The sequence below is a fragment of the Pandoraea sputorum genome (assembly GCF_000814845.2).
Lineage (GTDB): Bacteria > Pseudomonadota > Gammaproteobacteria > Burkholderiales > Burkholderiaceae > Pandoraea > Pandoraea sputorum.
On sequence record NZ_CP010431.2, the window covers coordinates 4351105 to 4374011 of the forward strand.

At 62.5% G+C, this 22907-nt stretch carries 20 protein-coding genes; 9 read left to right on the forward strand and 11 right to left on the reverse strand.

All coding sequences use genetic code 11. From position 1 onward, the window contains the following. Nucleotides 1-27: 27 nt before the first annotated feature. From cobA to NA29_RS19175, 5 genes are all read right to left on the reverse strand, one after another. Nucleotides 28-804, reverse strand: a complete 777-nt coding sequence (gene cobA / locus NA29_RS19155) for a uroporphyrinogen-III C-methyltransferase (protein ID WP_039400567.1) — start codon at nucleotides 802-804, stop codon at nucleotides 28-30. Nucleotides 805-869: 65 nt separating this feature from the next. Next, complete coding sequence (locus NA29_RS19160; protein WP_039400568.1) at nucleotides 870-3584, reverse strand: nitrate reductase; 2715 nt, start codon at nucleotides 3582-3584, stop codon at nucleotides 870-872. A 79-nt stretch (nucleotides 3585-3663) separates the two neighbouring features. Continuing rightward, the gene (nirD, locus tag NA29_RS19165; RefSeq protein ID WP_039400571.1) at nucleotides 3664-4029 is read right to left on the reverse strand and encodes a nitrite reductase small subunit NirD; all 366 of its coding nucleotides are present in this window, start codon (nucleotides 4027-4029) and stop codon (nucleotides 3664-3666) included. 9 nt (nucleotides 4030-4038) lie between these two features. Further along, nucleotides 4039-6522: a nitrite reductase large subunit NirB gene (gene nirB / locus NA29_RS19170; protein WP_052253069.1), complete on the reverse strand. Its 2484-nt coding sequence runs from the start codon at nucleotides 6520-6522 to the stop codon at nucleotides 4039-4041. A gap of 418 nt (nucleotides 6523-6940) precedes the next feature. Then, on the reverse strand, nucleotides 6941-8125 hold the full coding sequence (locus NA29_RS19175) for an acyl-CoA dehydrogenase family protein (protein ID WP_039400574.1): 1185 nt from the start codon (nucleotides 8123-8125) through the stop codon (nucleotides 6941-6943). 263 nt (nucleotides 8126-8388) lie between these two features. Between NA29_RS19175 and NA29_RS19180 the strand changes: the two genes are divergently transcribed. Both NA29_RS19180 and NA29_RS19185 read left to right on the forward strand, forming a co-directional pair. Beyond that, entirely contained in the window at nucleotides 8389-8898 is a 510-nt protein-coding gene (locus NA29_RS19180; RefSeq protein ID WP_039404021.1) for a flavin reductase, read from the forward strand. Nucleotides 8899-8944: 46 nt separating this feature from the next. Then, entirely contained in the window at nucleotides 8945-9670 is a 726-nt protein-coding gene (locus NA29_RS19185) for an EthD family reductase (protein ID WP_039400577.1), read from the forward strand. Here the strand turns inward: NA29_RS19185 and NA29_RS19190 are convergent. From NA29_RS19190 to NA29_RS25850, 3 genes are all read right to left on the reverse strand, one after another. Then, nucleotides 9667-10674, reverse strand: a complete 1008-nt coding sequence (locus tag NA29_RS19190) for a LysR family transcriptional regulator (protein ID WP_072633332.1) — start codon at nucleotides 10672-10674, stop codon at nucleotides 9667-9669. The genes NA29_RS19185 and NA29_RS19190 overlap by 4 nt on opposite strands. A gap of 139 nt (nucleotides 10675-10813) precedes the next feature. After that, nucleotides 10814-12124 carry an MFS transporter gene (locus tag NA29_RS19195; RefSeq protein WP_039404025.1) on the reverse strand — a complete coding sequence of 437 codons (1311 nt, stop codon included), beginning with the start codon at nucleotides 12122-12124 and terminating at the stop codon, nucleotides 10814-10816. A 294-nt stretch (nucleotides 12125-12418) separates the two neighbouring features. After that, nucleotides 12419-12667, reverse strand: a complete 249-nt coding sequence (locus NA29_RS25850) for a hypothetical protein (RefSeq protein WP_150777703.1) — start codon at nucleotides 12665-12667, stop codon at nucleotides 12419-12421. A 9-nt stretch (nucleotides 12668-12676) separates the two neighbouring features. On the opposite strand from NA29_RS25850, the gene NA29_RS19200 reads away from it, so the two are divergent. Together NA29_RS19200 and NA29_RS19205 are read left to right on the forward strand one after the other, a co-directional pair. Next, on the forward strand, nucleotides 12677-13630 hold the full coding sequence (locus NA29_RS19200) for a LysR family transcriptional regulator (RefSeq protein WP_052253070.1): 954 nt from the start codon (nucleotides 12677-12679) through the stop codon (nucleotides 13628-13630). Nucleotides 13631-13661: 31 nt separating this feature from the next. Next, nucleotides 13662-14588: a LysR family transcriptional regulator gene (locus NA29_RS19205; RefSeq protein WP_039400579.1), complete on the forward strand. Its 927-nt coding sequence runs from the start codon at nucleotides 13662-13664 to the stop codon at nucleotides 14586-14588. 32 nt (nucleotides 14589-14620) lie between these two features. On the opposite strand, the gene NA29_RS19210 is transcribed toward NA29_RS19205, so the two are convergent. Then, entirely contained in the window at nucleotides 14621-15790 is a 1170-nt protein-coding gene (locus NA29_RS19210) for an acyl-CoA dehydrogenase family protein (protein WP_039400581.1), read from the reverse strand. 220 nt (nucleotides 15791-16010) lie between these two features. Between NA29_RS19210 and NA29_RS19215 the strand changes: the two genes are divergently transcribed. The 5 genes from NA29_RS19215 to NA29_RS19235 are packed head-to-tail and all read left to right on the forward strand — an operon-like array spanning nucleotide 16011 to nucleotide 21230. After that, entirely contained in the window at nucleotides 16011-16484 is a 474-nt protein-coding gene (locus NA29_RS19215; RefSeq protein WP_039400584.1) for a MarR family winged helix-turn-helix transcriptional regulator, read from the forward strand. Between the two features lie 15 nt (nucleotides 16485-16499). Then, nucleotides 16500-18515 (forward strand): FUSC family protein, encoded by a 2016-nt coding sequence (locus NA29_RS19220; RefSeq protein WP_039400586.1) that lies wholly within the window; start codon nucleotides 16500-16502, stop codon nucleotides 18513-18515. Next, nucleotides 18512-18721: a DUF1656 domain-containing protein gene (locus tag NA29_RS19225; protein ID WP_039400588.1), complete on the forward strand. Its 210-nt coding sequence runs from the start codon at nucleotides 18512-18514 to the stop codon at nucleotides 18719-18721. Before NA29_RS19220 ends, NA29_RS19225 begins: the two co-directional genes overlap by 4 nt. Next, nucleotides 18718-19689 carry an efflux RND transporter periplasmic adaptor subunit gene (locus NA29_RS19230; protein WP_039400591.1) on the forward strand — a complete coding sequence of 324 codons (972 nt, stop codon included), beginning with the start codon at nucleotides 18718-18720 and terminating at the stop codon, nucleotides 19687-19689. Before NA29_RS19225 ends, NA29_RS19230 begins: the two co-directional genes overlap by 4 nt. Before the next feature lie 44 nt (nucleotides 19690-19733). Next, nucleotides 19734-21230, forward strand: a complete 1497-nt coding sequence (locus NA29_RS19235) for an efflux transporter outer membrane subunit (protein ID WP_371328943.1) — start codon at nucleotides 19734-19736, stop codon at nucleotides 21228-21230. 267 nt (nucleotides 21231-21497) lie between these two features. Here the strand turns inward: NA29_RS19235 and NA29_RS19240 are convergent, their stop codons facing one another. Then, nucleotides 21498-21761 (reverse strand): DUF4148 domain-containing protein, encoded by a 264-nt coding sequence (locus NA29_RS19240; protein ID WP_039400593.1) that lies wholly within the window; start codon nucleotides 21759-21761, stop codon nucleotides 21498-21500. 294 nt (nucleotides 21762-22055) lie between these two features. Continuing rightward, complete coding sequence (locus NA29_RS19245) at nucleotides 22056-22823, reverse strand: autoinducer binding domain-containing protein (protein ID WP_039400594.1); 768 nt, start codon at nucleotides 22821-22823, stop codon at nucleotides 22056-22058. Between the last annotated feature and the right edge of the window lie 84 nt (nucleotides 22824-22907).

Sequence of the window (22907 nt, forward strand, 5' to 3'; positions counted from 1 at the left end):
CCGTGCTCGCTCTTGGTGACGGGAACGTCAGGCGGCACGAGCGACAACTTCCTCAACGACCCCGCCCATCACCCCCATCCCACCCATCGCTACCGACGCCTCACCCACGGCGCCGCCGACGAGCAAAATGGTCGGACTGGCGAAGCCCTGCGCGCGCACGTCGGCCGCCAGTTGCCCCAGCGTCGTCACCATGCGGCGCTCCTGCGGTGTGCCCGCCCACTGGACCGCGCCCGCCGGTGTGCCTGCATCGAGATGCGACAGCAACGTCGCGCTCAGTTCCTCCACCCGGTGCAGTCCCATGTATATCGCCAGCGTGGTGCCCGCCGCGGCGAGCGCCGCCCAGTTCGGTGCACTGCCGTCCTGCCGATGCGCGGTGACGAAGGTCACGCCCGCGCAGTGATCGCGGTGCGTGAGCGACATGCCGAGACCGGCCGCCGCCGCGAACGCCGACGAGATGCCGTTGACGATCTCGACCGGCACGCCCGCACGCCGCAACGCCGTCATCTCCTCGCCCGCGCGGCCGAACATCAACGCGTCGCCGCCCTTGACCCGCACGACATGCGCGCCGCGCTTCGCGAAACGGCACATCATTCGTTCGATGAACGCCTGCGGCGTCGAGCGGCAACCGCCGCGCTTGCCCACGGCAATCACGCGCGCCTGCGGTGCGAGCGTGGCGATCTCGGGATTGGCCAGATCGTCCACGAGCAAAACGTCGGCCTCGCCGAGCACGCGTGCCGCGCGCATCGTCAGCAGATCGAGCGCGCCAGGCCCGGCGCTGAGCAGAGTGACTTTGCCGTTCTTCATGATCGTTCTCCCTTGAATCCTTCACATCCTCGATGTCGTGCATGGGTGCTCGGCGCTCACCAAACTCAGGCCGCGCTCGTCGTCACCGCCGACGAGATCCCGACTGACGCCACACACATGCGCTGCAACTCGGGCACGCACGAACCGCAAACGGTGCCGCAGCCGAGCTTCGCCTTGAGTTGCGCGACGTCGGCACCGGCGGCAATCGCCGCGTCGATGCTCGACGCCGTCACCGACTTGCACTGACAGACGGTGCGATCTCGCGGCACCGCCGGTCCGCTATCTGCCACGAACACCGCGTGACGTGCGCGGGTCCACGGCGACGCGCCTTTCACGCGCGCCAGCAACGTTGTCGATCCAGCGACATCCGCCTCACTGCCCGCGACCAGCACGCCGTCGATGAGCGTGTCGCGCCACGCGACGCGCTTGGTCATCGCCCGGCGCGCGTCGCGATACTCCAGCAGCGATTCGTCTCGCGGCAGGGCCAACGCCGTATGCAGACGCTCCAGCCAATCGGCATCCGGCTCGGCATCCGCGGCCGTCACTACCAGCCGGTCGTCGCCCTCCAGGCGCACCGTCGCAAACCGACGCTGCGCGAGCAACGGCTGCACGGCCGCATGCAGTTGCAGCGCATCGCCACGACGCACCGCCGCCACGCGCCACGGCAACGTCACGGGTTCGACACGCACCGCTGCATGCTTCAATTCCGGTTGCTTCGAGTATTTGTCGACGGCACCGATCGTAGTGTCGTTCACGCCACCGCCGCCGAGAAACTGACCGCTCCAGTGCATCGGGACGAACACCGTGCCCGAGGCCACGTCCTCGCTCACCGTCAGCATCAGCACCCGCTCGCCGCGACGGCTCGACATGCGCACGAAATCGCCCGCCCGCAGGCTGCGACGCGCCGCATCCGCCGGATGCATCGTCAGCGCCGGTTCAGGCGCATGCTCGAACAACTGCCCCACGCGTCCCGTGCGGCTCATGCCGTGCCACTGATCGCGCAACCGTCCCGTAATCAGACGCAGCGGATGTCGCGCATTGATCGGCTCAGCCACCGGCCGATACTCGAACGCGTGAAAGCGCGCACGGCCGTCGCCGGTCGCGTACACGCCGTCCTCATAGCGCCGCGCCGCGCCGCGCGCTGCGCCCGCCGGATACGGCCACTGCTGCGGACCGTCGCGCTCCAGCAAGGCGTAATCGATGCCGCCGATATCGAGATCACGGCCGAGCGTGAGCGCGCGATGCTCGTCAAAGATCGTCTCGATGGACGAAAACGCGAACGGCTCGGGTAACGCGTCGAGCTTCGGTGCGAGACGCCTCGCCACTTCGCTCGCAATCCACCAGTCGGCACGCGCATCGCCCGGTGCGGAGATCGCCGCACGCACACGAGAAATTCGGCGCTCGGAATTCGTGACGGTACCGGACTTCTCGCCCCAACTCGCAGCGGGCAGCAGCACATCCGCGTAGGGCACCGTATCCGTCTGATGAAACGCTTCCTGCACGACGACGAACTCCGCCGTTGCCAGCGCTTCACGCACGCGAGCGCTGTCCGGCATCGAATGCACAGGGTTCGTACAGGCAATCCAGATCGCCTTGATGCGCCCGTCGCGCACCGCGTCGAACATCTCCACGGCGGGCAGACCCGGCGTATCGGAGAGTCCCTGCACGCCCCAGAGCTGTTCGACTTCGGCGCGATGGGCCGCATTGCCGATATCGCGATGCGCGGCGAGCATGGTGGCCAGTCCGCCGACTTCGCGTCCGCCCATGGCGTTGGGCTGACCGGTCAGCGAGAACGGCCCGGCACCGGCGCGTCCGATCTGCCCGGTCGCCAGATGCAGATGAATGAGCGCGAGGTTCTTCTCCGTGCCGTGGCTCGATTGGTTGAGTCCCATGCAATACAGCGAGAGCGCCGCCGGACTCTCTCCGAACCAGTCTGCTGCCTGACGCAACGCCGACTCTTCGATGCCGCAGATGTCCGCGACCAACTGCGGCGGGTAAGCACGCAACACTTGCTTCAGAGCGTCGAACCCTTCCGTATGCGCATCGATATAACGACGGTCGATGCGTCCTTCCCAGATAAGGTGGTGCAGCATGCCGTGAAACAGGGCGACGTCGGTGCCCGGCACGATCGCCAGATGCAAATCCGCCATCGCCGCCGTATCGGTGCGGCGCGGATCGACCACGATCCAGCGAATCGACGGGTCGCGCGCCTTCGCCGCTTCCAGACGCCGGAACAGCACCGGATGCGCATACGCCATGTTGCTGCCCGCGAAGATCACCGTGCGCGCGGCTTCGAGATCGTCGTAGCACGTGGGCGGGCCGTCGGCACCGAGCGCCATCTTGTACGCGCTCACGGCGCTCGACATGCAAAGTCGCGAGTTCGTATCGATGTTGTTGGTGCGCACCAGCCCTTTCGCAAGCTTGTTGAAGACGTAATAGTCCTCGGTCAGCAGTTGCCCCGAGACGTAGAACGCCACCGAGTCCGGTCCGTGACGACGGATGACGTCGGCAAAGCGCGACGCCACGGTTTCCAGCGCGGCGTCCCACGTCGCGGGGACACGCCCGGCATCGCGCGTGGCGCGCATCTCGGGCATCAGCACACGTCCGGCGAGCGATTGTGCTGTCAGCGGCAGCGTCATGCCCTTGCTGCACAGCCGCCCGTAGTTCGCCGGATGGTCCGGGTCGCCCTGCACACCGACGATGCGCTCGCCGTCGCTCTCGACGAGCATGCCGCAACCGACGCCGCAGTAGCAGCAGGTGGTTTGCGTGAGGGTTGTCATGGGAACTCCGGCGCTTGTGGGTGGGTGTCGTGGGTGATACGAGGGACGGAAGCGAGAGGCGGTAAAAAGGCGGCGACCGTCAGGCCGCGACCGTCTCGGCCGCGGAGGTGCTTACCGTCTCGTCAATCGACAGATACACCTCGCCCGCGTCGACCCTCACCGGGAAGCGCTGCGCGCAGCCGACGTCCGGTGCGCAGGCTTCGCCCGTCGTCAGATCGATGTTCCAGGCGTGCAGCGGACACGTCACCTTCTCGCCGTGCACGATGCCCTGCGACAACGCGCCGCCTTTGTGCGGGCACTTGTCGCGCAGGGCGAAGACGTTGTCGCTCTCGGTGCGAAACAGCGCGATGTTGCCGCTTGCGTGGTTCAGCACGCGCGTGCCCAGACGCGGGATCGCGTTCACGTCGCAGACATGCAGCCAGATCGGTTGGGATGGCGTCGTCATGGAAACTCCTCAGACAGTCGTGGTTTCGGTTGCGACATCGGCTGACGTCGTACTCTGCGCCGTCGCCATCGCTGTAAGCGGCCGGTACTCGTTGGCCTGCGCGCCGTTGATACGCGCCTGCCACGGGTCGGGCAGTCCGTCGAGCGCGAACAACAGACGCTCGTACAGTGCCCGGCGATTGGCGGCGTCCGCCACCACGCGCTGCTTCACGTAATCGAGGCCCACCCGGTCGAGGTAATGCACCGTGCGGTCGAGGTAGTAAGCTTCCTCGCGATACAACTGAAGGAACGCGCCGGTGTACTCCTTGACCTCCTCGGCCGTCTTCACCTTCACGAGGAACTGCGCCACTTCCGTCTTGATGCCGCCGTTGCCCCCCACATACAACTCCCAGCCCGAGTCGACGGCGATCACACCCACGTCCTTGATCCCGGCTTCGGCGCAGTTGCGCGGGCAGCCCGACACGGCCAGCTTCACCTTGTGCGGTGACCACATGTTCGCGAGCATCGTCTCCAGATCGATGCCCATCTGCGTGCTGTTCTGCGTGCCGAAGCGGCAGAACTCGCTGCCCACACACGTCTTCACCGTGCGGATCGACTTGCCGTAAGCGTGCCCAGAGGGCATGCCCAGATCGCGCCACACATTCACCAGATCGTCCTTCTTCACGCCGAGCAAGTCGATGCGCTGACCGCCCGTGACCTTGACCATCGGAATCTGATACTTGTCCGCCACGTCGGCAATGCGGCGCAGTTCGCTCGCATTCGTCACGCCGCCCTTCATCTGCGGGATGACGGAGAACGTGTTGTCTTTCTGGATGTTGGCATGCACGCGTTCGTTGACGAAGCGGCTTTGCGGATCGTCCACCGCTTCCTTCGGCCATGTGCTGAGCATGTAGTAGTTCAGCGCCGGACGACACGTTGCGCAGCCGTTGGGCGTGCGCCATTCGAGGAAGTCGAAGGCGGCGCGGTGCGTGGTCAGGCGATGCTCGCGCACCGCGCGACGCACATCCGCATGCGACAGGTCGGTGCAGCCGCACACGGCCTTCTCCTTCGGCGCGGCGTCGTAGGTCGAGCCGAGCGTGCTCATCAGCATCTGTTCGCACAGACCCGCACACGAGCCGCAGGAACTGGCGGCCTTGGTGTGCTTCTTCACTTCGTCGAGCGTGAACAGGCCCTTCTCCGTGATGGCCTTCACGATGGTGCCTTTGCAAACGCCATTGCAGCCGCAGACTTCATCGGTGTCGGCCATGGCCGACGCGCGGTTCTGCCCTTGCGTGCCGACGTCGCCCACACTCGACTCGCCGAACATGATGCGCTCGCGCAACTCCCCCAGCGTGCGCCCTTCGCGCAGCAGCTTGAAGTACCACGCGCCGTCGGCCGTGTCGCCATACAGACACGCGCCGACGAGCTTGTCGTCGCGAATCACAAGCTTCTTGTAGACGCCGCTCGCCGGGTCCGACAGCACGATTTCCTCCGTGCCTTCGCCGCCCAGAAAGTCGCCCGCCGAGAACAGATCGATGCCCGTGACCTTGAGCTTGGTGGAGAGCACCGAGCCGCGATAGCTGCCGATGCCCATCAACGCGAGGTGATTTGCGCAGACCTTGGCCTGCTCGAACAACGGCGCAACGAGACCGTACGCCACGCCGCGATGGCTCACGCATTCGCCCACGGCGTAGATGCGCGGATCGTAAGTTTGCAGCGTGTCCGACACCACGATGCCGCGTGCGCAGTGCAAACCGGCCGCTTCCGCCAGCGTGGTATTCGGACGAATACCGGCGGCCATCACCACGAGATCCGCCGCGATTTCGTCGCCGTTGCTGAACCGCACGGCGCGCACGCAGCGGTTGTCGTCACCGAGAATCTCCGTCGTCTGATGCGACAGACGGAACGCAAGGCCGCGCGCTTCGAGCGACTGTTGCAGCAGCTTGCCCGCCGTGCTGTCGAGCTGACGCTCGAGCAGCGTGTCGGCCAGGTGCACGACCGTGACGTCCATGCCGCGCAGTTTCAGGCCATTGGCCGCTTCGAGCCCGAGCAATCCACCCCCGATCACCACCGCGTGACGCTTCACTTTGGCCGTCTCGATCATGATTTCGGTGTCGCGAATGTCGCGATAGCTGATCACGCCATCGAGATCCTTGCCCGGCACCGGCAGAATGAACGGGCTGGAGCCGGTCGCGATAAGCAGACGGTCGTAGGGCGCTTCTGTGCCGTCGGCACAGCGCACCACGCGGCAACGCCGGTCGATTTGGCTGACCTCGCGGCCGAGGTGCAGCGTGATGCCCTTCTCCGCATACCAGTTGAGCGGATTGAGCACGATGTCCTTGAACGCCTGCTCGCCAGCGAGCACCGGCGAGAGCAGGATGCGGTTGTAGTTCGGATGCGGCTCGGCGCCGAACACGGTGATGTCGTATTGGTTCGGTGCAATCTCAAGCAGCTCTTCGAGCGTGCGGATGCCGGCCATGCCGTTGCCAATGACGACCAGACGAGGTTTGCGCATGCTGTCTTCTCCTGTTGCGCCTGCAGCGCCCGAAAAACAAAACGGCGTCCGTCCGTGCCGAAGCACAGAGGGACGCCGTTGTCCTGTGGGTACGTCGCAGGCTGTCCCGCCCGACGTCGCACCTGAATTCGTTGCCGGCGACGCCTTTGCCGCTGGCACTAACGCTTACGCAACAAGCGTGCCAGGCCGCACTAGATCATCGGCAATGCCACATCGGGCAAGGAAAAGAAGTCAGACTGTCTATGGGAATCGTCCGATAAATCTGCGCTACATCACCCAACTTCAGCACCGCATCAGTGCATGACGCGGGACATTCGCTTCGCGCGCACCAACATGAAGCCCTCAGGCGACATGGGGGTTGCCGCGAGACCGGACGCTCCCTCCTCGACGCGCTGCGGTCTCCATCTTGCGCCTCACCTCACGGATACGGCGTCACGGGCGGGATGCCGGCAAACAAAGCGCCCGCGCTATCGTAGGTCGCCTCCCCCAGGAACGCGTGCTGTGTCACGACCAGCGAGTCTCGCATGATCCACTGCAGTCGATTGTCGTTGTAAATCGCCGCCGTTCCAGCCAAACGGTAGGCTTTCTGCACGACATCGGCGCAGATCTGGGCAGCGTGCGTCGCGCTCAGGCGTAACAGGTTCGCCTGCTCAGACGTCACCGGATGTCCCGCCAGAATCGAATTCCACGCGGCCTCGGGCGCCTCATAGAAGAACGCCCGGGCGCTGCGCAACATGGCTTCCGCCTTGCCGAGCTCGATTCGGTAATAGGCGCGATCCCCGAGGCGCGGCGCCCCCGTCACGGTTTTCGTGCCGCCCGCCATCTCCGTGACCATATCGAGTGCTGCGCGTGCAAGTCCCAGATTCACGGCGGCGTGGACCTGCGCCTGGTAGGACACTGCAGGATAGCGGTACAACGGCTCGTCAACCGTCGGTGCCGTGCCGCGCGTGAATGTCCATGCCGTATCCACCCGCTTTTTGTGCAAGCGCAAGTCATGACTGCCCGTGGCTTGCATTCCCACCACGTCCCAGTTGTCCACGATCTCGACTTCCGACGCCGGAAACACAGCGGTCAGCGGTTTGCCAGCAGCAGCGCCACCGCCATTCGCTGGCGTGCCGCCAATGCCCACGCCGAGCCACGAAGCCCCTTTGCAGCCGCTGGCAAAACGCCATTGCCCCGTGACCTCCCATCCGCCTTCGACGGCGACCGCAGGTTGCAACGGATATAACCCGCCGCCGAAGACCTGATCAGGGCCGCTCGCATAGATCACTGCCTGAGTCTCAAGTGGCAACGACGCGAGGTAGATGTTGCCGGAACCGAAGGCAGCGACCCATCCCGTGGACCCGTCGACCTCCGAAATGCGCTCCACGACGCGCAGGAATTCCGCGGGTGCAAGCGCATCGCCACCAAAACGCTTCGGCGTGCTCGCGCGGAAGATGCCAACGGCTTTCATCTTTTCCACCATGTCGCGCGGTACATGCGACAGACGGTTGAATTCCTCTCGACGGTTTTTCACCTCCGCAAGCAACGCGTCGAGCGCTGCCACCGTTACCGGTTCACGTTCACGCGAGGTAAGCAGCACTTCACTGGGTTCGATCTTCATTGGCATCTCCAGGACGGAATCAAGCGCCGAACGGAAAAAATTTCCGTTCATCGCTCAAATGATTAATGCAATGCAGGATCTCGTCAGACTAATGAATGGTCAAATTACCAATTCGAATACACAAAATAAGCAGAATTAATTTCTCAAGAAAAAACTTTCAAAGAAATAATCACCGCTAATAGCGCCAATTATTTAATTGAATTTGCTTGCCGCATCCCCTGCAAACTATGCTTTACGCATTCATTGCTACCGATGGCACCGACATGCAAATCAACGAATTGAAGGCGAAGGAATTCCGACAGGCGATGTCCCAATTGTCTGCAGCGGTGAACGTCGTGAGCACCGATGGTCCCAACGGTCGCTACGGCGTAACGGCAAGCGCCGTTTGCTCGGTGACCGACTCCCCGCCAACCGTTCTGGTCTGCCTCAACAGAAAAGGCGCCGCTCACGATGCACTGCTCAGTAACGGCAGGGTGTGCATCAACATTCTTTCCGGTCATCACGAGGCCCTTGCCATGCAATTTGCAGGCATGACGAACGTTCCTCATGCGGAGCGCTTTGCTTCGGAAACATGGGAAGACGGACCGTCCGGCCTGCCGGTGTTGCGCGACGCGCTTGCCAGTCTGGAAGGGGTCATCGTCTACACGAAAACCGTCGGCTCGCACACGGTGATTTTCGTCGAGATCGCCAACATTCGGATGGGCGATAGCGGCGAAAGCCTGACCTACTTCAGCCGAGGCTTTCACCGTTTGCCCTACGTCGCCACGGCATAACGCTGCCGCAGGTCAATCCACGAACCGCCGAAACATCCGACCGACCATGTCCCTGTGTGTATTCCTGACGGCGACCGCCGACGATCGTCATCCCAAACACGCCGCTCCCGTTAGCGCCACTGCGATTCGCGAAAGACTGCACCGCATTTCCGGGCTGCAAAAGCTCGCCGTTCATCTCCCCGACACTGCTAAAGCGGACGATCCCTTCATCGCAGCGGAGCGTCCGCCGACGTGCGCGATGCAGTTGTACTTCGGTGGGATCGAAGTGCTGGAAGCCGCGCTGGCGAAAGACGGCGCGTTGCAATCGCTGCTCGACCCTCGCTCGTTTCCTTCGCTCGTCGATTGCGACTGGACATTACAAGCCATGCTCACGCGCCGTTTTTCGGTGCCCGGGCTCAGTCCGCAAAGCCCGCCTCCCCATGTCGATGGCCGTGAGAAATGCACGTATCTGGTTGCCTACGAGGGTCCGGCAGACGACGAGAACGCCTGGCACGATCACTACATCCGCCACCATTCCCCCCTCCTCGCACAACTTCCCGGAGTGCGCGAAATCGAGATCTATACCCGGATCGACTATCGCAGCAGCCTGCCCGTTAAGCGTGTGAACCATATGCAACGAAACAAGGCGGTCTTCGACTCACAGCCCGACTTGACGCAAGCGTTGGCCTCCCCCGTCCGGCATCGGCTTCGCGAAGACTTTCTGTCCTTGCCTGCGTTTTCCGGCGCAAGCCCTCACTACCCCATGCGAACTTTCGAATACCGCATTGCCTAGGCTTTCAGGCATCGTTTCTCCAGACTCGATGCCGTTACCGTGTCCAAGCGCATCCCGGGAGGTCTTTGCGTTGACCAGGGATTCTCGGGACTCGATGAAAATAGCTCGATCAGCACGGCGCGCAGCCAGTCGATACCGTCGTCTTCGGCAAACTGATCGTGGCTATAAACGCCCACCGTTATCGGTGGCAGCGCTAGCGGAAGTCGTAACAACCGGTAGGTGCCATTGCGATTCACCTGTTCGGCAATCGCCTGCGGGAGAATGAACGCCAGGTCCGTCGTTGCGACAACCTGCGGTGCAATCGTAAATTGCGGAACCTGCAACGCAATATTCAGTTGAATCCCCGCGTTACGGAACGCAGCTTCCATGGCCGAATGGTGACCGGTGGTATTCGTGCATGAATGCACAAACTGCAGGCGATTCACATCGTCGGTCGTCAGCTCGCTCGCCCCGAACGGGTGCTCCGCTCGCAGCATGCAGACAAACTCGTCCTCACGCAGTCGGTCAAACCGACATTCCTGACCGGGTTCAGCGAGATATCCGAGCGCGAGATCGATGTCGCCTTTGCGCAAAGCCGTCGTAATCAGATCGACCGGCAACTGTTGCACTTGCACGGCGACGTTAGGCGCACGGGCAGAGAGCACGTGCATCAGCGCTGGCAGCACGTGCAACTGCGCCATGTCGGACATCGCCAGCCGAAAGGTTCGCATTGCGCTAACAGGTTCGAATCTCACATGCTTGACCAGCGCACCACGAATGAGGGCGAATGCCTCCTGGATGGGGGAATGCAGCCGCATTGCGGCAGGCGTGGGTTCCATCGACAACGCGGTTCGAACGAAGAGCGGATCGTCGAACACTTCTCGAAGGCGACGCAAGGCATGACTCACTGCGGGTTGGCTCACATGAAGCCGGTCCGCAGCGACTGTCAAACTGCGCACATCCCAAATGACAAGAAATGTCCTGAGCAGATTCAGATCGACCGTGGTCATGTTGACTTGCTTCATTCGGCCTGTCCTACCGTAACGCGCGCTGAAAATGCGTGGGCAGGTGTCCTGTTTCATCGATTCGGTGCTGCATTTCTGCGTTTCCGATCGCTGACTGACAGGCCACCGGCCCGACGGCTGATTCTGCTTCTCGACAGCCTTACGCCAATCGGTCACGCATCCGTGCGTCTCTTGGGTAGGTTTCCGGCGCGATCAACGTCGCGACCACCGTCACCATCCCTAGCGCCGCGAGATACAAGGCGATCGGGCCGATAGTTCGATAGTGCGCGAGAAGTGCCGTCGCGATCACCGGCGCGAATCCCGCGCCCAGCACCGAAGACAATTCCCGACCGATGCCGAGCCCCGAATAGCGAAGTCGCGGCGGAAGCAATTCACTGATGAATGCTGGTTGCGCGCCCTGCAGCGTGCCCAATACCAGGCTATTGGCCAGGATCAGTGCAGTCATCACGGCGCTCGTGGTGCCTGTCTGAAAAAGGGCGAAGAACGGATAGGCCAGCGCGACGATGCCCACGGCGCCAACCAAATACACAGGCTTGCGCCCCACGATGTCGCTGACATAACCGGAAAACAACGACACCGGGATCGACAGCAACATCGAAATGATCAATCCGCTGTAGACCAATTGATCAGAAATACCGCTGAATTTTCCAAACGCGATCGAGAAGGCAAAGAAGATCCACGACGCAGTCCCCTCGCCCAGGCGCAGTCCGAACACCATGAGCACACGTCCCGGGCATGTTCGTAACACGTCGACCAGCGGTGCATGCGCGATCTTGCCCTCTTTGCTGATCTTCGCGAAGTCCGCACTCTCCGCGATATGTGACCGGAGATAGACGCCGATTCCGATCATGACGAGGCTGAGCAGAAACGGAACCCGCCAGCCCCACGTGAGAAAGTTCTCTCCCGAAAAACGTTGCGCGAGCATGAACGCGCCGGTCGAAAGCGCAAATCCGATCACTGCGCCGGACGGGCTCCATGCCGACAGGCGGGCGCGTTTATGCTGCGGCGCGTTCTCGCTGATCAGCAGAATGCTCCCGCTCCACTCCCCGCCTGCCGCCAGCCCCTGCACCAACCGAAGCGCGACCAGAAGCACCGGCGCTGCCAGACCGATTTGCGCGTATGACGGAATGAGCCCCATGAGAAAGGTACTGCTCCCCATCGCGCCCAATGTCAGCATCATCACGGCGCGGCGGCCATATTTATCGCCAAAGTGCCCGCATAGAATGCCGCCGAGCGGGCGCGCCACGAACCCTGCGGCCAGTCCACCAAAGGCTGCGATGGTGCCGGTTAGCGGATCGACGCCAATGGGAAAAAAGATCGTCCCGAAGACTGACGCCGCCGCCGTTCCATACAAGAAAAAGTCGTACCACTCCAGTATCTGACCGATGACCGAGGTCAAGACCGCCCGACGGATGCGCTTCTTATCGCTGTCCGTTGCCCCGACGCGCATGTCGTCTGAAATTTCCGCCGCAACGCTCATAGCCTCATGCCTCATAAAATGTGAACTGCCATTTCACGGATTTCCGTTGATGCAACATCGGGATCTCGTCCCTCCCGATGAACCGGCGTCGGTCGATCACCTGATATCGGTCGAGTTTCAGATCACGATCGTGCGATCGTTCCAACCCAACGAGAACGCACAATGCAGTTCATTCGGAAGGTTGTCCTCCAAAGCCGCATTTCCAACACTGAGGAAACACCGCGTTTCCGATTCGAGAATCGGCTGAATCACACGTTTCTCGTGTCACGTATCGGTGAGTAAATTCTGGTGTCTGCCCGCTGATTCAACAAATTCATCTAAAATCGCAGCGTCATCAGCCAGACGAATAATTCGTTGAGCATCGGCGGGGGCGTGTCGAAGCGTCAGGAAGCGCGATCTGCGCATCGTCTCGCTTGCGGGAAAATCCCGAGGCCGTTGCTGCGCAAAGGTTTCTGCTTGAGAATCCATGGCGCGAGGTAGGTGGTACCCATGAAATCCCAACGCTAATTGCACGGCATCGCCATGACGACCGTTGACAGTATCGATTTGAATCTGCTGCGCGTTTTTGATGCGATTGCGAAGGAGCGCAGCCTTACCCGGGCCGGAGAGCGACTCGCTTTATCACAGCCCGCGATCAGCTACTCGTTGGGCCGCTTGCGCCTCTTGTTTGGCGACACGCTTTTCGTACGGACACGCACCGGCATGCAGCCGACGCCGTTGGCCGTCGCCCTGGAGTCCCCGATTTCGCGCGCGCTCATGACCTTGCGCGAAGCGCTGCGCTACGGCGAATCCTTCGACGCCGAACGAAGCAAGCGCGCATTCAGACTTTCGCTGTCGGACGCCGGCGAGCTGGTCTACCTTCCCCCGATCTGCAGCGCGCTCAATCGCCTGGCCCCGAACGTCAAAATCACGGTCGACCCGCTGCCTTACGATTCGGTCGAGGAGGGACTGCGCTCCAATCGCATCGATTTTGCGATCGGGAATCTGCCCGGCCTGCGATTGAAGACCCGCGCGGAAGTATTGTTTGAAGAGTCGTATGTGTGCATCACCCGAGCGCGCGCCAACCTGCCCTCCGGCCATGTCATCGATATCGACTATTTTTTGTCGGCCTCTCACGTCCATATCCCGTCGCAGGATCGTTACCGCCAGTCGGTCGATTCCGCGTACCGTCTACAGGGTGTGGATCGGAATATCGCACTCGAAGTACCGCATTTCTCGGCCTTGCCGAAGATTCTGGCCGTAAGGGACATTGTTGCGACCGTGCCGCGACGATTGGCCAGCGCGCTGGCGGCGAGAGATGGGCGGCTCAGGATCTACGAACCGCCCGTCCCCCTTCCCAAGGCAGAGATCTCGCTGCACTGGCATGAGAACTTCGACGCCGAGGGTGGCAACATCTGGCTTCGCGGACTGTTATCCGACGTGATCCGCAAGTCGTGTCAGCCAGGCATCGGGACGCCGGTCATTGCAGATATCTGATAAGCATTCCTAATTTTTTCTTGCAGATATCATGAACTCGATCGAAGGCATAGACCTCAATCTATTGCGCGTTTTCAAGGCAATTGTCGAGGAGAGGAGCCTGACGCGCGCAGGGGAACGCCTTTCGCTTTCCCAGCCAGCGGTCAGCCACTGTCTCGGCAAACTCCGCACGCTGTTCGACGATCCGCTATTTGTTCGCACACGCACCGGGATGCAACCCACAACTGCGGCGCTGGAGATCGCGGCCATCGTCTCGAAAGCACTGGACTCGGTTCAGTTTGCGCTGCGCTATGCGCAACGGTTCGAACCTTTGGTCAGTGCCCGCACGTTTCGGCTTTCGGTCTCGGATGCCGGTGAACTTGCTTATCTCCCGGCAATATGGAGCGCTTTGCAGCAGGCCGCGCCGAACGTCCGTCTCGGCGTTTCCCCGCTGCCAGTCGACGAAATCGAAGAAGCATTACGCTGCAGCAATATCGACTTCGCCGTCGGCAATTTGCCGACACTGAAACCCCGCACGCGCAACTTGCCTCTGTTCGACGAAACCTACGTTTGCATCACTCGAAAGCGCAAGGGTCTGCCCGTCGGCAGAACGATAAGTCTTCCTGCCTTGCAGAAAGCGCGCCACGTACAGGTCTCGTCGGCAGAGCACAGTCATCACGCCATCGACGCCGCGTTCGTGCAAGAAGGCGTGAAGCGTCATGTCGTACTCGAAGTGCCGCATTTCGTAGCATTGCCCGACGTTTTGGCTGCCACCGATTGGTATGCCACCGTTCCCCATCATCTTGCCGCAGTGTTCGCGCAGGACTACCCGCTGCGGATCTACGAATTCCCCGTGGACCTCCCCCGTGCCGCCGTGACCCTGCATTGGCACGAGAACTTCGAATCGGACGAGGCGAACGTGTGGATGCGACAGTTGTTGACCGACGTCATTCAGGGATTCGATAAAAGGTGGGCCTGACGACGTGTGCGCTGGCGTGAGAATCCGCGCGGTCAATCCCCCTGCATCAACGCGCGACCAATGATGAGTTGCTGAATCTGCGTAGTGCCTTCGTACAGGCGCAGCAGACGCACGTCGCGATAGAAACGCTCGACCTTGTACTCGTTGATGTAGCCCGCCCCGCCGTGCACTTGCACGCCGCGATCCGCCACGCGCCCGACCATTTCCGTGCAGAACAGCTTGGCGCACGAGGCTCGCGTACTGACGTCGGCGTCGCGCTTGCCCACGGGCTTGGCGTCGTATCGCGCGGCACAGTCCTGCACCATCGACCACCCGGCGTAGAGTTCGGACTGACTGTCAGCGAGCATCGCCTGCACTAACTGGAAGTCGCCGATGCGCTCGCCGAACTGCTTGCGCTCACGCGCATAGGCCACGGATTCGTCGAGAATGCGCTGCGCCATCCCGCAAGCGAGCGCCGCCACGTGCAAACGCCCCCGGTCGAGGACCTTCATGGCCGTCTTGAAGCCCTTGCCCACCTCGCCGCCAATGATGTTCGACGCCGGGACACGTGCGCCTTGCAGCACGACGTCGCAGGTCTTCGTGCCGCGCTGCCCCATCTTCTTGTCCGGCTTGCCCAGCGACAGGCCCGGCGTATCGGCGGGGACGATGAACGCCGAAATGCCGCCCGCCCCTTCGCCGCCGGTACGCGCCATCAGCGTGAACGCCCCGGCGCGCGGCGCATTGGTGATGAAGCGCTTCACGCCGTCGAGCACATAGACGTCGCCGTCACGCACCGCACGGGTCTTGAGCGCGGCCGCGTCCGAACCCACGTCAGGCTCGGTGAGTGCGAACGACATGATCAGATCGCCGCACGCCACGCGCGGCAACAGATCGCGCTTCTGCGCGTCGGTGCCGTCCATCAGAATGCCCTGCGAGCCGATGCCGACGTTCGTGCCGAATACCGACCGGAACGCGAGCGACGTTTGCCCGAACTCGTAGGCCACGCGCACTTCCTGCACCATCGACAGACCGATCCCGCCGAACTCCTCGGGAATCGACAGGCCGAACAGCCCCATCTCCTTCATCTCCTCGACGATGGCCGCTGGCACTTCGTCGTGCTCCTCGACGTCGTTCTCGGCAGGCACGAGCCGCTCGCGGATGAAGCGTTGCACGGCAGCGAGCAACAGCTCGAACGATTCGCTATCGAGTCCCTTCGATGTCATTGGGCGTCCCCTGAAATATGTCGTAACACTTGGCGACGGACGTAAAACCCGCGCGCCGGATGCCGCTATCTTACCCGCCGACATCGCCGAAAGGCACGCCACATCTACCTTCGCGACGATAAGGGATGCGCGCCCAACAAGGCTTCCCACGATTCCCGCGGATTTCGCAACAGCCCATTAGCTAGCATCCTAATTATTAGTTAACATATAATCTTTCGCCATGACCTCCCTAGAATCGCTGCGCTTTGTCTTCACCAGCCATCTGCTGCTGGCAGGCAAGCAATGGCGCCAGTTATCGCAGGGCGCGATCGTCGAATATGGCATTTCCGCGGCGAGCGCTGGCCCCTTGCTGTTCATCCGCCGTCTTGGCCAGGGTGTGCGTCAGGTCGAGCTAGCCGAATACGTCGGGCTCGAAGGCGCGTCGCTCGTGCGCCTGCTCGATCAGTTGTGCGCGGCCGGTCTGGTCGTTCGCGAGGTCGATGCGAGCGACCGTCGCGCCAATGCACTGCGACTCACCGAAGCGGGTGAAGCGCTCGCTGAAAAGCTCGAAGTCGAACTCAGTCAGTTGCGTGCCAAGGTCTTCGCGAATATCCCCCGGGAAGATTTCGATGCCGTGCTGCGCGTGTTCGAGACGCTCAACCGTGCGGCGGACCCGGACGGTTCCATCCTCGCGATGGAACTCCCCAAGAAGTAGTCAAAGACGTCGACCGTGCTTACCTGGCCTTCCTCCCGCGACTGGATTTTCTCGATCAAGGCGTTCGTCGCCTCGATGCTGGCGCTCTACATCGCGCTCGCGCTCGGCCTGCCACGTCCCTACTGGGCGATGGCCACCGTCTACATCGTCTCGCACCCGCTCACCGGCGCAACCCGCTCCAAGGCGCTGTACCGCGTGCTCGGCACGCTGCTGGGCGCTGCGGCGTCCATTGCGTTCGTGCCTGCGCTCGTCAACACGCCAGAATTGCTGATGGCCGCCGTCGGTCTGTGGACCGGCACGCTGCTCTATATCTCGCTGTTGCATCGCTCGCCTCGCAGTTACGTGTTCTTGCTGGCGTCGTACACACTGCCGCTCATCGCCCTGCCCGCCGTGAACACTCCGTCGGGCATTTTCGACATTGCCATCGCGCGTTCGGAAGAGATCATTCTCGGCATCGTTTGCGCCAGCGTCGTGGGCGCGGTGATTCTGCCGACGAGCGTGGCGAAAGTGTTGCACGACCGCTCGACCCGCTGGCTCACCGACGCTGCGCGCTGGACCACCGATATGTTGTCGGCCGACCCCGAGGGCAAGGCCACGCGTCACATGAGCCGTCACCGCATGGCGGCCGACATTCTCGCGCTCGACCAGTTGATCAGCCAACTGTCGTATGACGCCGATACGTCCGCGCGCGTGCGCGACGCACAGGAGCTGCGCGGGCGCATGTCGATGATGATGCCGGTGCTCTCGACGGTGGCGTCGCTGGTGCAGACGTTACGTTTGCATCCGAACGGTGCCCCCGAAGCGCTCGAAGCGAAGATGGCGGAAATCGTGGCGTGGTTGCGCCGGGGCGCACCGTCGCCCGCGCCCGCCCATCTGCTCAAGCCGCCACAATCCGCCGGTGAAGCGTCGGACTGGTACGGCGCGCTTGTGTCCGCGACGGAAGATCGTCTACGCTCGCTCGTGCAGTTGTGGCAGGACTGTGCCTCGCTGCAACGCCGTTTCGGGCAGCATGAAGACGCTCCCGAATGGACGCCAGCCTTCCCGCACTGGGAACTGGGCGGCGCGCGTCACTACGATCACGGCCTGCTGCTGTTCTCGACGATCTCGGCGGCACTCTGCACGTTCCTGATGGGCATGGCGTGGATCTATACGGGCTGGAACGACGGCGCGGCCGGCGTCTCGCTCGGCGCGGTGGCCTGCTGCTTCTTCGCGGCGATGGACGAGCCCGCGCCGTTCATCCGCTCGTTCTTCTGGGCGACGGCCGTGTGCGTGATATTCGCCGCCGTCTACGTGTTCTTCATCCTGACGAACGCGCACGACTTCGGTCTGCTCGTTGCGCTCTTTGCCATACCGTTCGTGTTGCTCGGCACGCTGATCCCGCAACCGCGCTTTACGATGGTGGCCATGCTCGTAGCGGTGAACACGGCGACTTTCGTGGGAATTCAGGGCGGATACAACGCCGACTTCCAGAGCTTCCTGAACAACAACATCGCCGGTCTGGCCGGGGTGCTGTTCGCACTGTTGTGGACCTTGCAGACGCGCCCGTTCGGCACCCGCGTCGCCATGCGTCGACTGATTCATTCGAGCTGGCGCGATATCGCAAAGAACGCGATGGGCCGCTCGGTGAGCGAACACAACCGGCTGCGGGCGCGGTTGCTCGACCGGCTCGGCCAGCTGGTGCCGCGTCTGGCGGCGAGCGAGAGTGAAACGTCGAGCGACGGCTTTACCGAAGTGCGCGTCGAACTCTCTGCGCTCGCCCTGCAACGCGAATTGCCGAATCTGAATCCATCGCAGCGCAATGCCGTCGAGGCCGCGCTGTCCGACGTAGCGCGCTTCTACCAGTCGCGACTCGACGCACAGGTGAGCCAGCCCGACGCCACGCTGCGAGACAAACTGCTGGGCGCCGTGCGCTCGCTGGTAGCCCATAGCGATCAGGCCTCGCGCAGTGCGCGCGCCTCGCTCATGGACATCCACGTCGCACTCTTCCCGCCTGCGTCCCCCACCCCTGCTTCGACCCGGAGTGCCCAATGAGCGGCGAGATCGACATCTACGGTGTATTCGTGCCGACGCTGCTGGCCCTGATGGTCGTGGCGTTCGTGCTGACGGGCGCGCTGCGCTTCGTGCTCGCGCGCATCGGCTTTTACAAGCTCGTCTGGCACCGCTCCTTATTCAACCTCGCTGTGTACATCATCGCGCTGGGCGGCATCGTCGCCATTGCGCACGCCTGCCAACCATGAAACTGAAACTTCGCTCTCTTGGCCCCGTCGTTCTGACGCTCGCGGTCTCCTGCGTGGCGGTCTACGTGCTGCTGCATCTCTGGGACTACTACACCGTCGCCCCGTGGACGCGCGACGGCCGTATTCGCGCCGACATCGTGCAGATCGCCCCCGACGTCTCCGGTCTGATCACCGACGTCGAGGTCAAGGACAACCAGCCGGTGCACCGTGGCGATCTGCTTTTCGTGATCGACCGCGATCGATACACGCTCGCGTTGCAGCAGGCCGAGGCGAGCGCCGCCGCGCAGCGCGCCTCGCTCGCGCAGGCGCGTCGCGAGAACGCACGCAATCGTCAGTTGACGGAAGTGGTGGCCAAGGAAGTCGTCGAAGCCGGTCAGGCCAAGGTCGAATCCGGTGAAGCGGCAGTGGCTCAGGCCGACGCTGCGGCGCGTCTCGCGAAGCTCAACCTGGAACGCACTCGCGTGGTTGCGCCCGCCGATGGCTACCTGAACGACCGTCTGCCGCGCGTGGGCGACTACGTGACGACGGGCCGTCCGGTCCTCTCGATGGTCGACGCAGGCTCGCTGCATGTCGAAGGCTATTTCGAAGAAACCAAGATGCGCGGCATCCATATCGGCGACAAGGTGGAAATTCGCCTGATGGGCGAGCGTCACGTGCTGCATGGGCATGTGCAGAGCATCGTCGCCGGTATCGAGGATCGCGACCGCACCAGCGGCGCGTCGATGCTGCCGAACATCAACCCCACATTCAACTGGGTCCGTCTCGCACAGCGCATTCCCGTGCGCATCGCGCTCGACGACGTGCCCGCCGACATGCGTCTCGTCGCCGGTCGCACCGCTACGGTGACGGTCGTCGAAGGTCAGGACAAAGCCGCCCAGCCGAAGCACGCAGCGCAGTCTGACGGCGCAGCACCGACGGCGATGGCCGCCGTCACGCGAAGCGACGCACCGGCGGGAGTGCGCAAGTGAGCGCGACCAGAACGACCAGAGCAACGAAGGCGACGAGAGCAGTCTTGAAGACCACTCGACCCCGCCTCCTTCTGCTGAGCGCCGTGGCCATCGCCGCCGTGCTTGTCGCAGGGTGCACGACGGTCGGGCCGGACTACCACCTGCCCGAAAACTCGGTCATGCGCTCGTCCGAGGCGAATGGCGCGCTCGCGAATGTCGCGAAGCCGGGCGCCGTCTCCATCGAAGCGGTGCCGGATGACTGGTGGCAACTGTACGACGATCCGAAGCTCGACGCGCTCGTGAAAGAGGCGCTCGCCGCCAACACGAACGTGCGCGTGGCGCTGGCCAACGTGCAGCGCGCGGTCGCGCTGTATCACGAAGTGGAGTCCGAGAATCTGCCGCAGGGCGGTGTGCAGGCCGAAGCGGCCCGCGCACAGATTTCGGGCGAGAGTCTGCTCAAGGAAGAAAAGCTGCCGGTGGTGAACATTGCCGTCGCCACGCTCGGCATCTCCTATCAGATCGACTTCTTCGGCAAGCTCGCCCGTGCGGACGAAGCCGCACTCGCCGCCGCCGAAGCGAGTCAGGCGGCACTGGATGTCGCGCGTGTCAGCGTGGCGGCCGAGACCGTGCGCGCGTACGTGCAAAGCTGCGCGGCCAATCACGAGTACGACATTGCCAATGAGCAACTGAAGTTGCAGGAACGCAGCGTAGCGATCACCCGCAAGCTGGTGGACGCCGGTCGCGATCAGCCGACCGATCTGCTTCGCGCGCAGGCGCAGGCCGACACGTTGCGTGCCGGGCTGCCGCATTATCTGGCGCAGAACGAAGCCGCCAACTACCGGCTGGCCGTGATGCTCGGCAAGGTGCCGGGCACGCTCGACGCGAGCCTCACGCAATGCCGTCGGATTCCGCAACTCACGCAGGCGCTGCCCGTCGGCGACGGCACGGCGCTGCTCAAGCGCCGCCCGGACGTGCGTCAGGCAGAGCGCGAACTGGCATCGGCCACGGCGAAGATCGGTGTGGCGACGGCGGACCTCTATCCGACGATTCGCTTCGGCGCATCGATTGGTGCGAATGGCGTGCTGGAACACTTCGGTCAGGGACGCACCGAACAATGGACGGTCGGTCCGATGATCTCCTGGTCGCTGCCGACCAACGGCGTGCGCTCGCACATCAAGGGCATGGAAGCTGGCGCGAACGCCGCGCTCGCGCACTTCGACGGTGTGGTGCTCAAGGCGATACAGGAAACGCGGACATCGCTCTCGGCGTACACCCGCGAATTGCAACGCGACGATGCGCTGCGCGACGCGCGCGACAAATCCCGCGCCGCTGCGCAACAGAACCACAAGCTCTATCAGGCGGGCCGCGCGCCTTACCTCACGAGTCTCGATGCCGAGCGCACGCACGCGAGCGCCGAAGCAGCACTCGCTGCGTCTGAAACGCAGGTCGCCATGGATCAGGTCAATCTGTTCCTGGCGCTGGGCGGCGGATGGCAATCGAGCGTCGCAAAGGACAAGGCCGCCATGGCCGAATCTCCTTCGTCCGAAACATCCACGCATTGAATCGAGGTGGCTGGCGCGTATTTCACGATACGCCGCCGGACCTCCAGAAACACACAAGCCCCGTCGGGACCGAGGTCCTCTGGCGGGGCTGTGGCAAGTGACGCGCTACGGCGTCGTGAGGAAGATTCGCGCGGCGCGGGCGGGACTCGTAATGGTCGAATGGTCGATGCGATCAAACGAATCAGGCGGGCCGTCGGCGAATCGGGTGCAGCTTCAGAAACTCAGTACATCTCGGGACTGACTGTCCCCCTTCCACACATCGAGACTTCAGTTGACTGCCGGGGCTTGCGGGGCAGCGCTGTGTTGCGCCGCTTCGATTTCGGCGGTGCGCTTTTGCAACTGGACCGATTGCTCGAAGGTGTACGGGAAGTTGAATTCCGTCACCGGCGACAGACCGAGTTCGCGTGCAGCTTGCAATTCGGCACGCACATGTTCACGGGTCACACCGGTCGATTGATCGGCAGCGAAAGCCGAGCCGGCGGCTACGGTCAGGCTGACCAGCGCAATGGCGCTCAGCAGGTTCTTTTTCATGGAAAACTCCTTTTATCGTTCGTATGTCGTTCAAAGTGACGAAAACCGCTAACCAATCAGTTTTCGCCATGAGTAAATTATAGTTTTCCCTAGGAATTGAACTAGCCTCAAAGCGACAACACACCGTTTCGGAAAAGGTGTGAAATCGGCTGAATTCAGGGGGGGAATGTCTCGAAAATGGAGGGAATATGTCGCGCGACGGGCAAAGGCGACAGAGGTGAAATCCACAAAGCAAAGCGGTTTCGTGAGCACCTGGAAATAGCGCTCACGAATCTCGCTTGAAAGTGGATAATTTCAGGGGGAAATCAGACCGGTGCTGATCGCCGCTGCAATCGCCTGATGCCGGTTGACCGCGCCAAGTTTGCGCTTGGCGTTATTGATGTGAAACGTAACGGTGTGCTCGGAGATCTTCAGGATCAGCCCGATTTCCCAGGCGGTCTTTCCGCGCGCCGCCCACAGCAGACTTTCGATCTCGCGCGGACTGAGCTTGCCGGTGCAACGGCTCGCCACCCACTGCATGTCGAGTTGCTGAATCGCCTGATGGAAATACAACGCCGTCAGATAAATCTCACCGACCATGCGTGCTTCGAGTTCGGCCGATTCTTCCGGCGATTTTGCGGTCGCTGCGCTGAAGATCGCCCGCTCACCCGCAGCGCCGTAGATGGGGATAGATACGCCGCTGCCCAGACCGTGCGCTCTCGCGTCGGCAAAGATCGGATGCGGCCGCTTTTGCATGAGGAACGTGCGCCAGAGAATCGGCAGCGGCGAGAGATTCGCCGCCACCAGCACCGGATCGACTTCGGCATATCCCGCGCTCTGATAGCGCTCGATCCAGGCAGGCGGGAACGTCGTAAAGATGTGACGACTCGGCATGCCCTGCGCAGAAATGATCTGATCTTCCATCTGGAATGCGGCGGCTTCTCGCTCGCGACGCGGCAACAACGGCGCATAAAACAGCGCGTCGTATTCCAGCGTTTGCGTCAGCTTCCGAAACTCGGCGTCCAGCGCCTCGACCGAGCGGGCTCCCAGCAGCCCCTCATATCGATAAAGGTTGTGATGCATTGCGAGTTACACGTTCTCAATAATTGCCGGTTTGGATGCCGTTATTCGCGCATTGTAGTCCGAGCCTTGTGTTTTGCGGGGGTA

Excerpts from the sequence above, each read along its gene's own strand:
- cobA (WP_039400567.1), bottom strand. The coding sequence starts at position 804 with ATGAAGAACGGCAAAGTCACTCTGCTCAGCGCCGGGCCTGGCGCGCTC.
- NA29_RS19160 (WP_039400568.1), bottom strand. The coding sequence starts at position 3,584 with ATGACAACCCTCACGCAAACCACCTGCTGCTACTGCGGCGTCGGTTGC.
- nirD (WP_039400571.1), bottom strand. The coding sequence starts at position 4,029 with ATGACGACGCCATCCCAACCGATCTGGCTGCATGTCTGCGACGTGAAC.
- nirB (WP_052253069.1), bottom strand. The coding sequence starts at position 6,522 with ATGCGCAAACCTCGTCTGGTCGTCATTGGCAACGGCATGGCCGGCATC.
- NA29_RS19175 (WP_039400574.1), bottom strand. The coding sequence starts at position 8,125 with ATGAAGATCGAACCCAGTGAAGTGCTGCTTACCTCGCGTGAACGTGAA.
- NA29_RS19180 (WP_039404021.1), top strand. The coding sequence starts at position 8,389 with ATGCAAATCAACGAATTGAAGGCGAAGGAATTCCGACAGGCGATGTCC.
- NA29_RS19185 (WP_039400577.1), top strand. The coding sequence starts at position 8,945 with ATGTCCCTGTGTGTATTCCTGACGGCGACCGCCGACGATCGTCATCCC.
- NA29_RS19190 (WP_072633332.1), bottom strand. The coding sequence starts at position 10,674 with ATGAAGCAAGTCAACATGACCACGGTCGATCTGAATCTGCTCAGGACA.
- NA29_RS19195 (WP_039404025.1), bottom strand. The coding sequence starts at position 12,124 with ATGCGCGTCGGGGCAACGGACAGCGATAAGAAGCGCATCCGTCGGGCG.
- NA29_RS19200 (WP_052253070.1), top strand. The coding sequence starts at position 12,677 with ATGACGACCGTTGACAGTATCGATTTGAATCTGCTGCGCGTTTTTGAT.
- NA29_RS19205 (WP_039400579.1), top strand. The coding sequence starts at position 13,662 with ATGAACTCGATCGAAGGCATAGACCTCAATCTATTGCGCGTTTTCAAG.
- NA29_RS19210 (WP_039400581.1), bottom strand. The coding sequence starts at position 15,790 with ATGACATCGAAGGGACTCGATAGCGAATCGTTCGAGCTGTTGCTCGCT.
- NA29_RS19215 (WP_039400584.1), top strand. The coding sequence starts at position 16,011 with ATGACCTCCCTAGAATCGCTGCGCTTTGTCTTCACCAGCCATCTGCTG.
- NA29_RS19225 (WP_039400588.1), top strand. The coding sequence starts at position 18,512 with ATGAGCGGCGAGATCGACATCTACGGTGTATTCGTGCCGACGCTGCTG.
- NA29_RS19230 (WP_039400591.1), top strand. The coding sequence starts at position 18,718 with ATGAAACTGAAACTTCGCTCTCTTGGCCCCGTCGTTCTGACGCTCGCG.
- NA29_RS19240 (WP_039400593.1), bottom strand. The coding sequence starts at position 21,761 with ATGAAAAAGAACCTGCTGAGCGCCATTGCGCTGGTCAGCCTGACCGTA.
- NA29_RS19245 (WP_039400594.1), bottom strand. The coding sequence starts at position 22,823 with ATGCATCACAACCTTTATCGATATGAGGGGCTGCTGGGAGCCCGCTCG.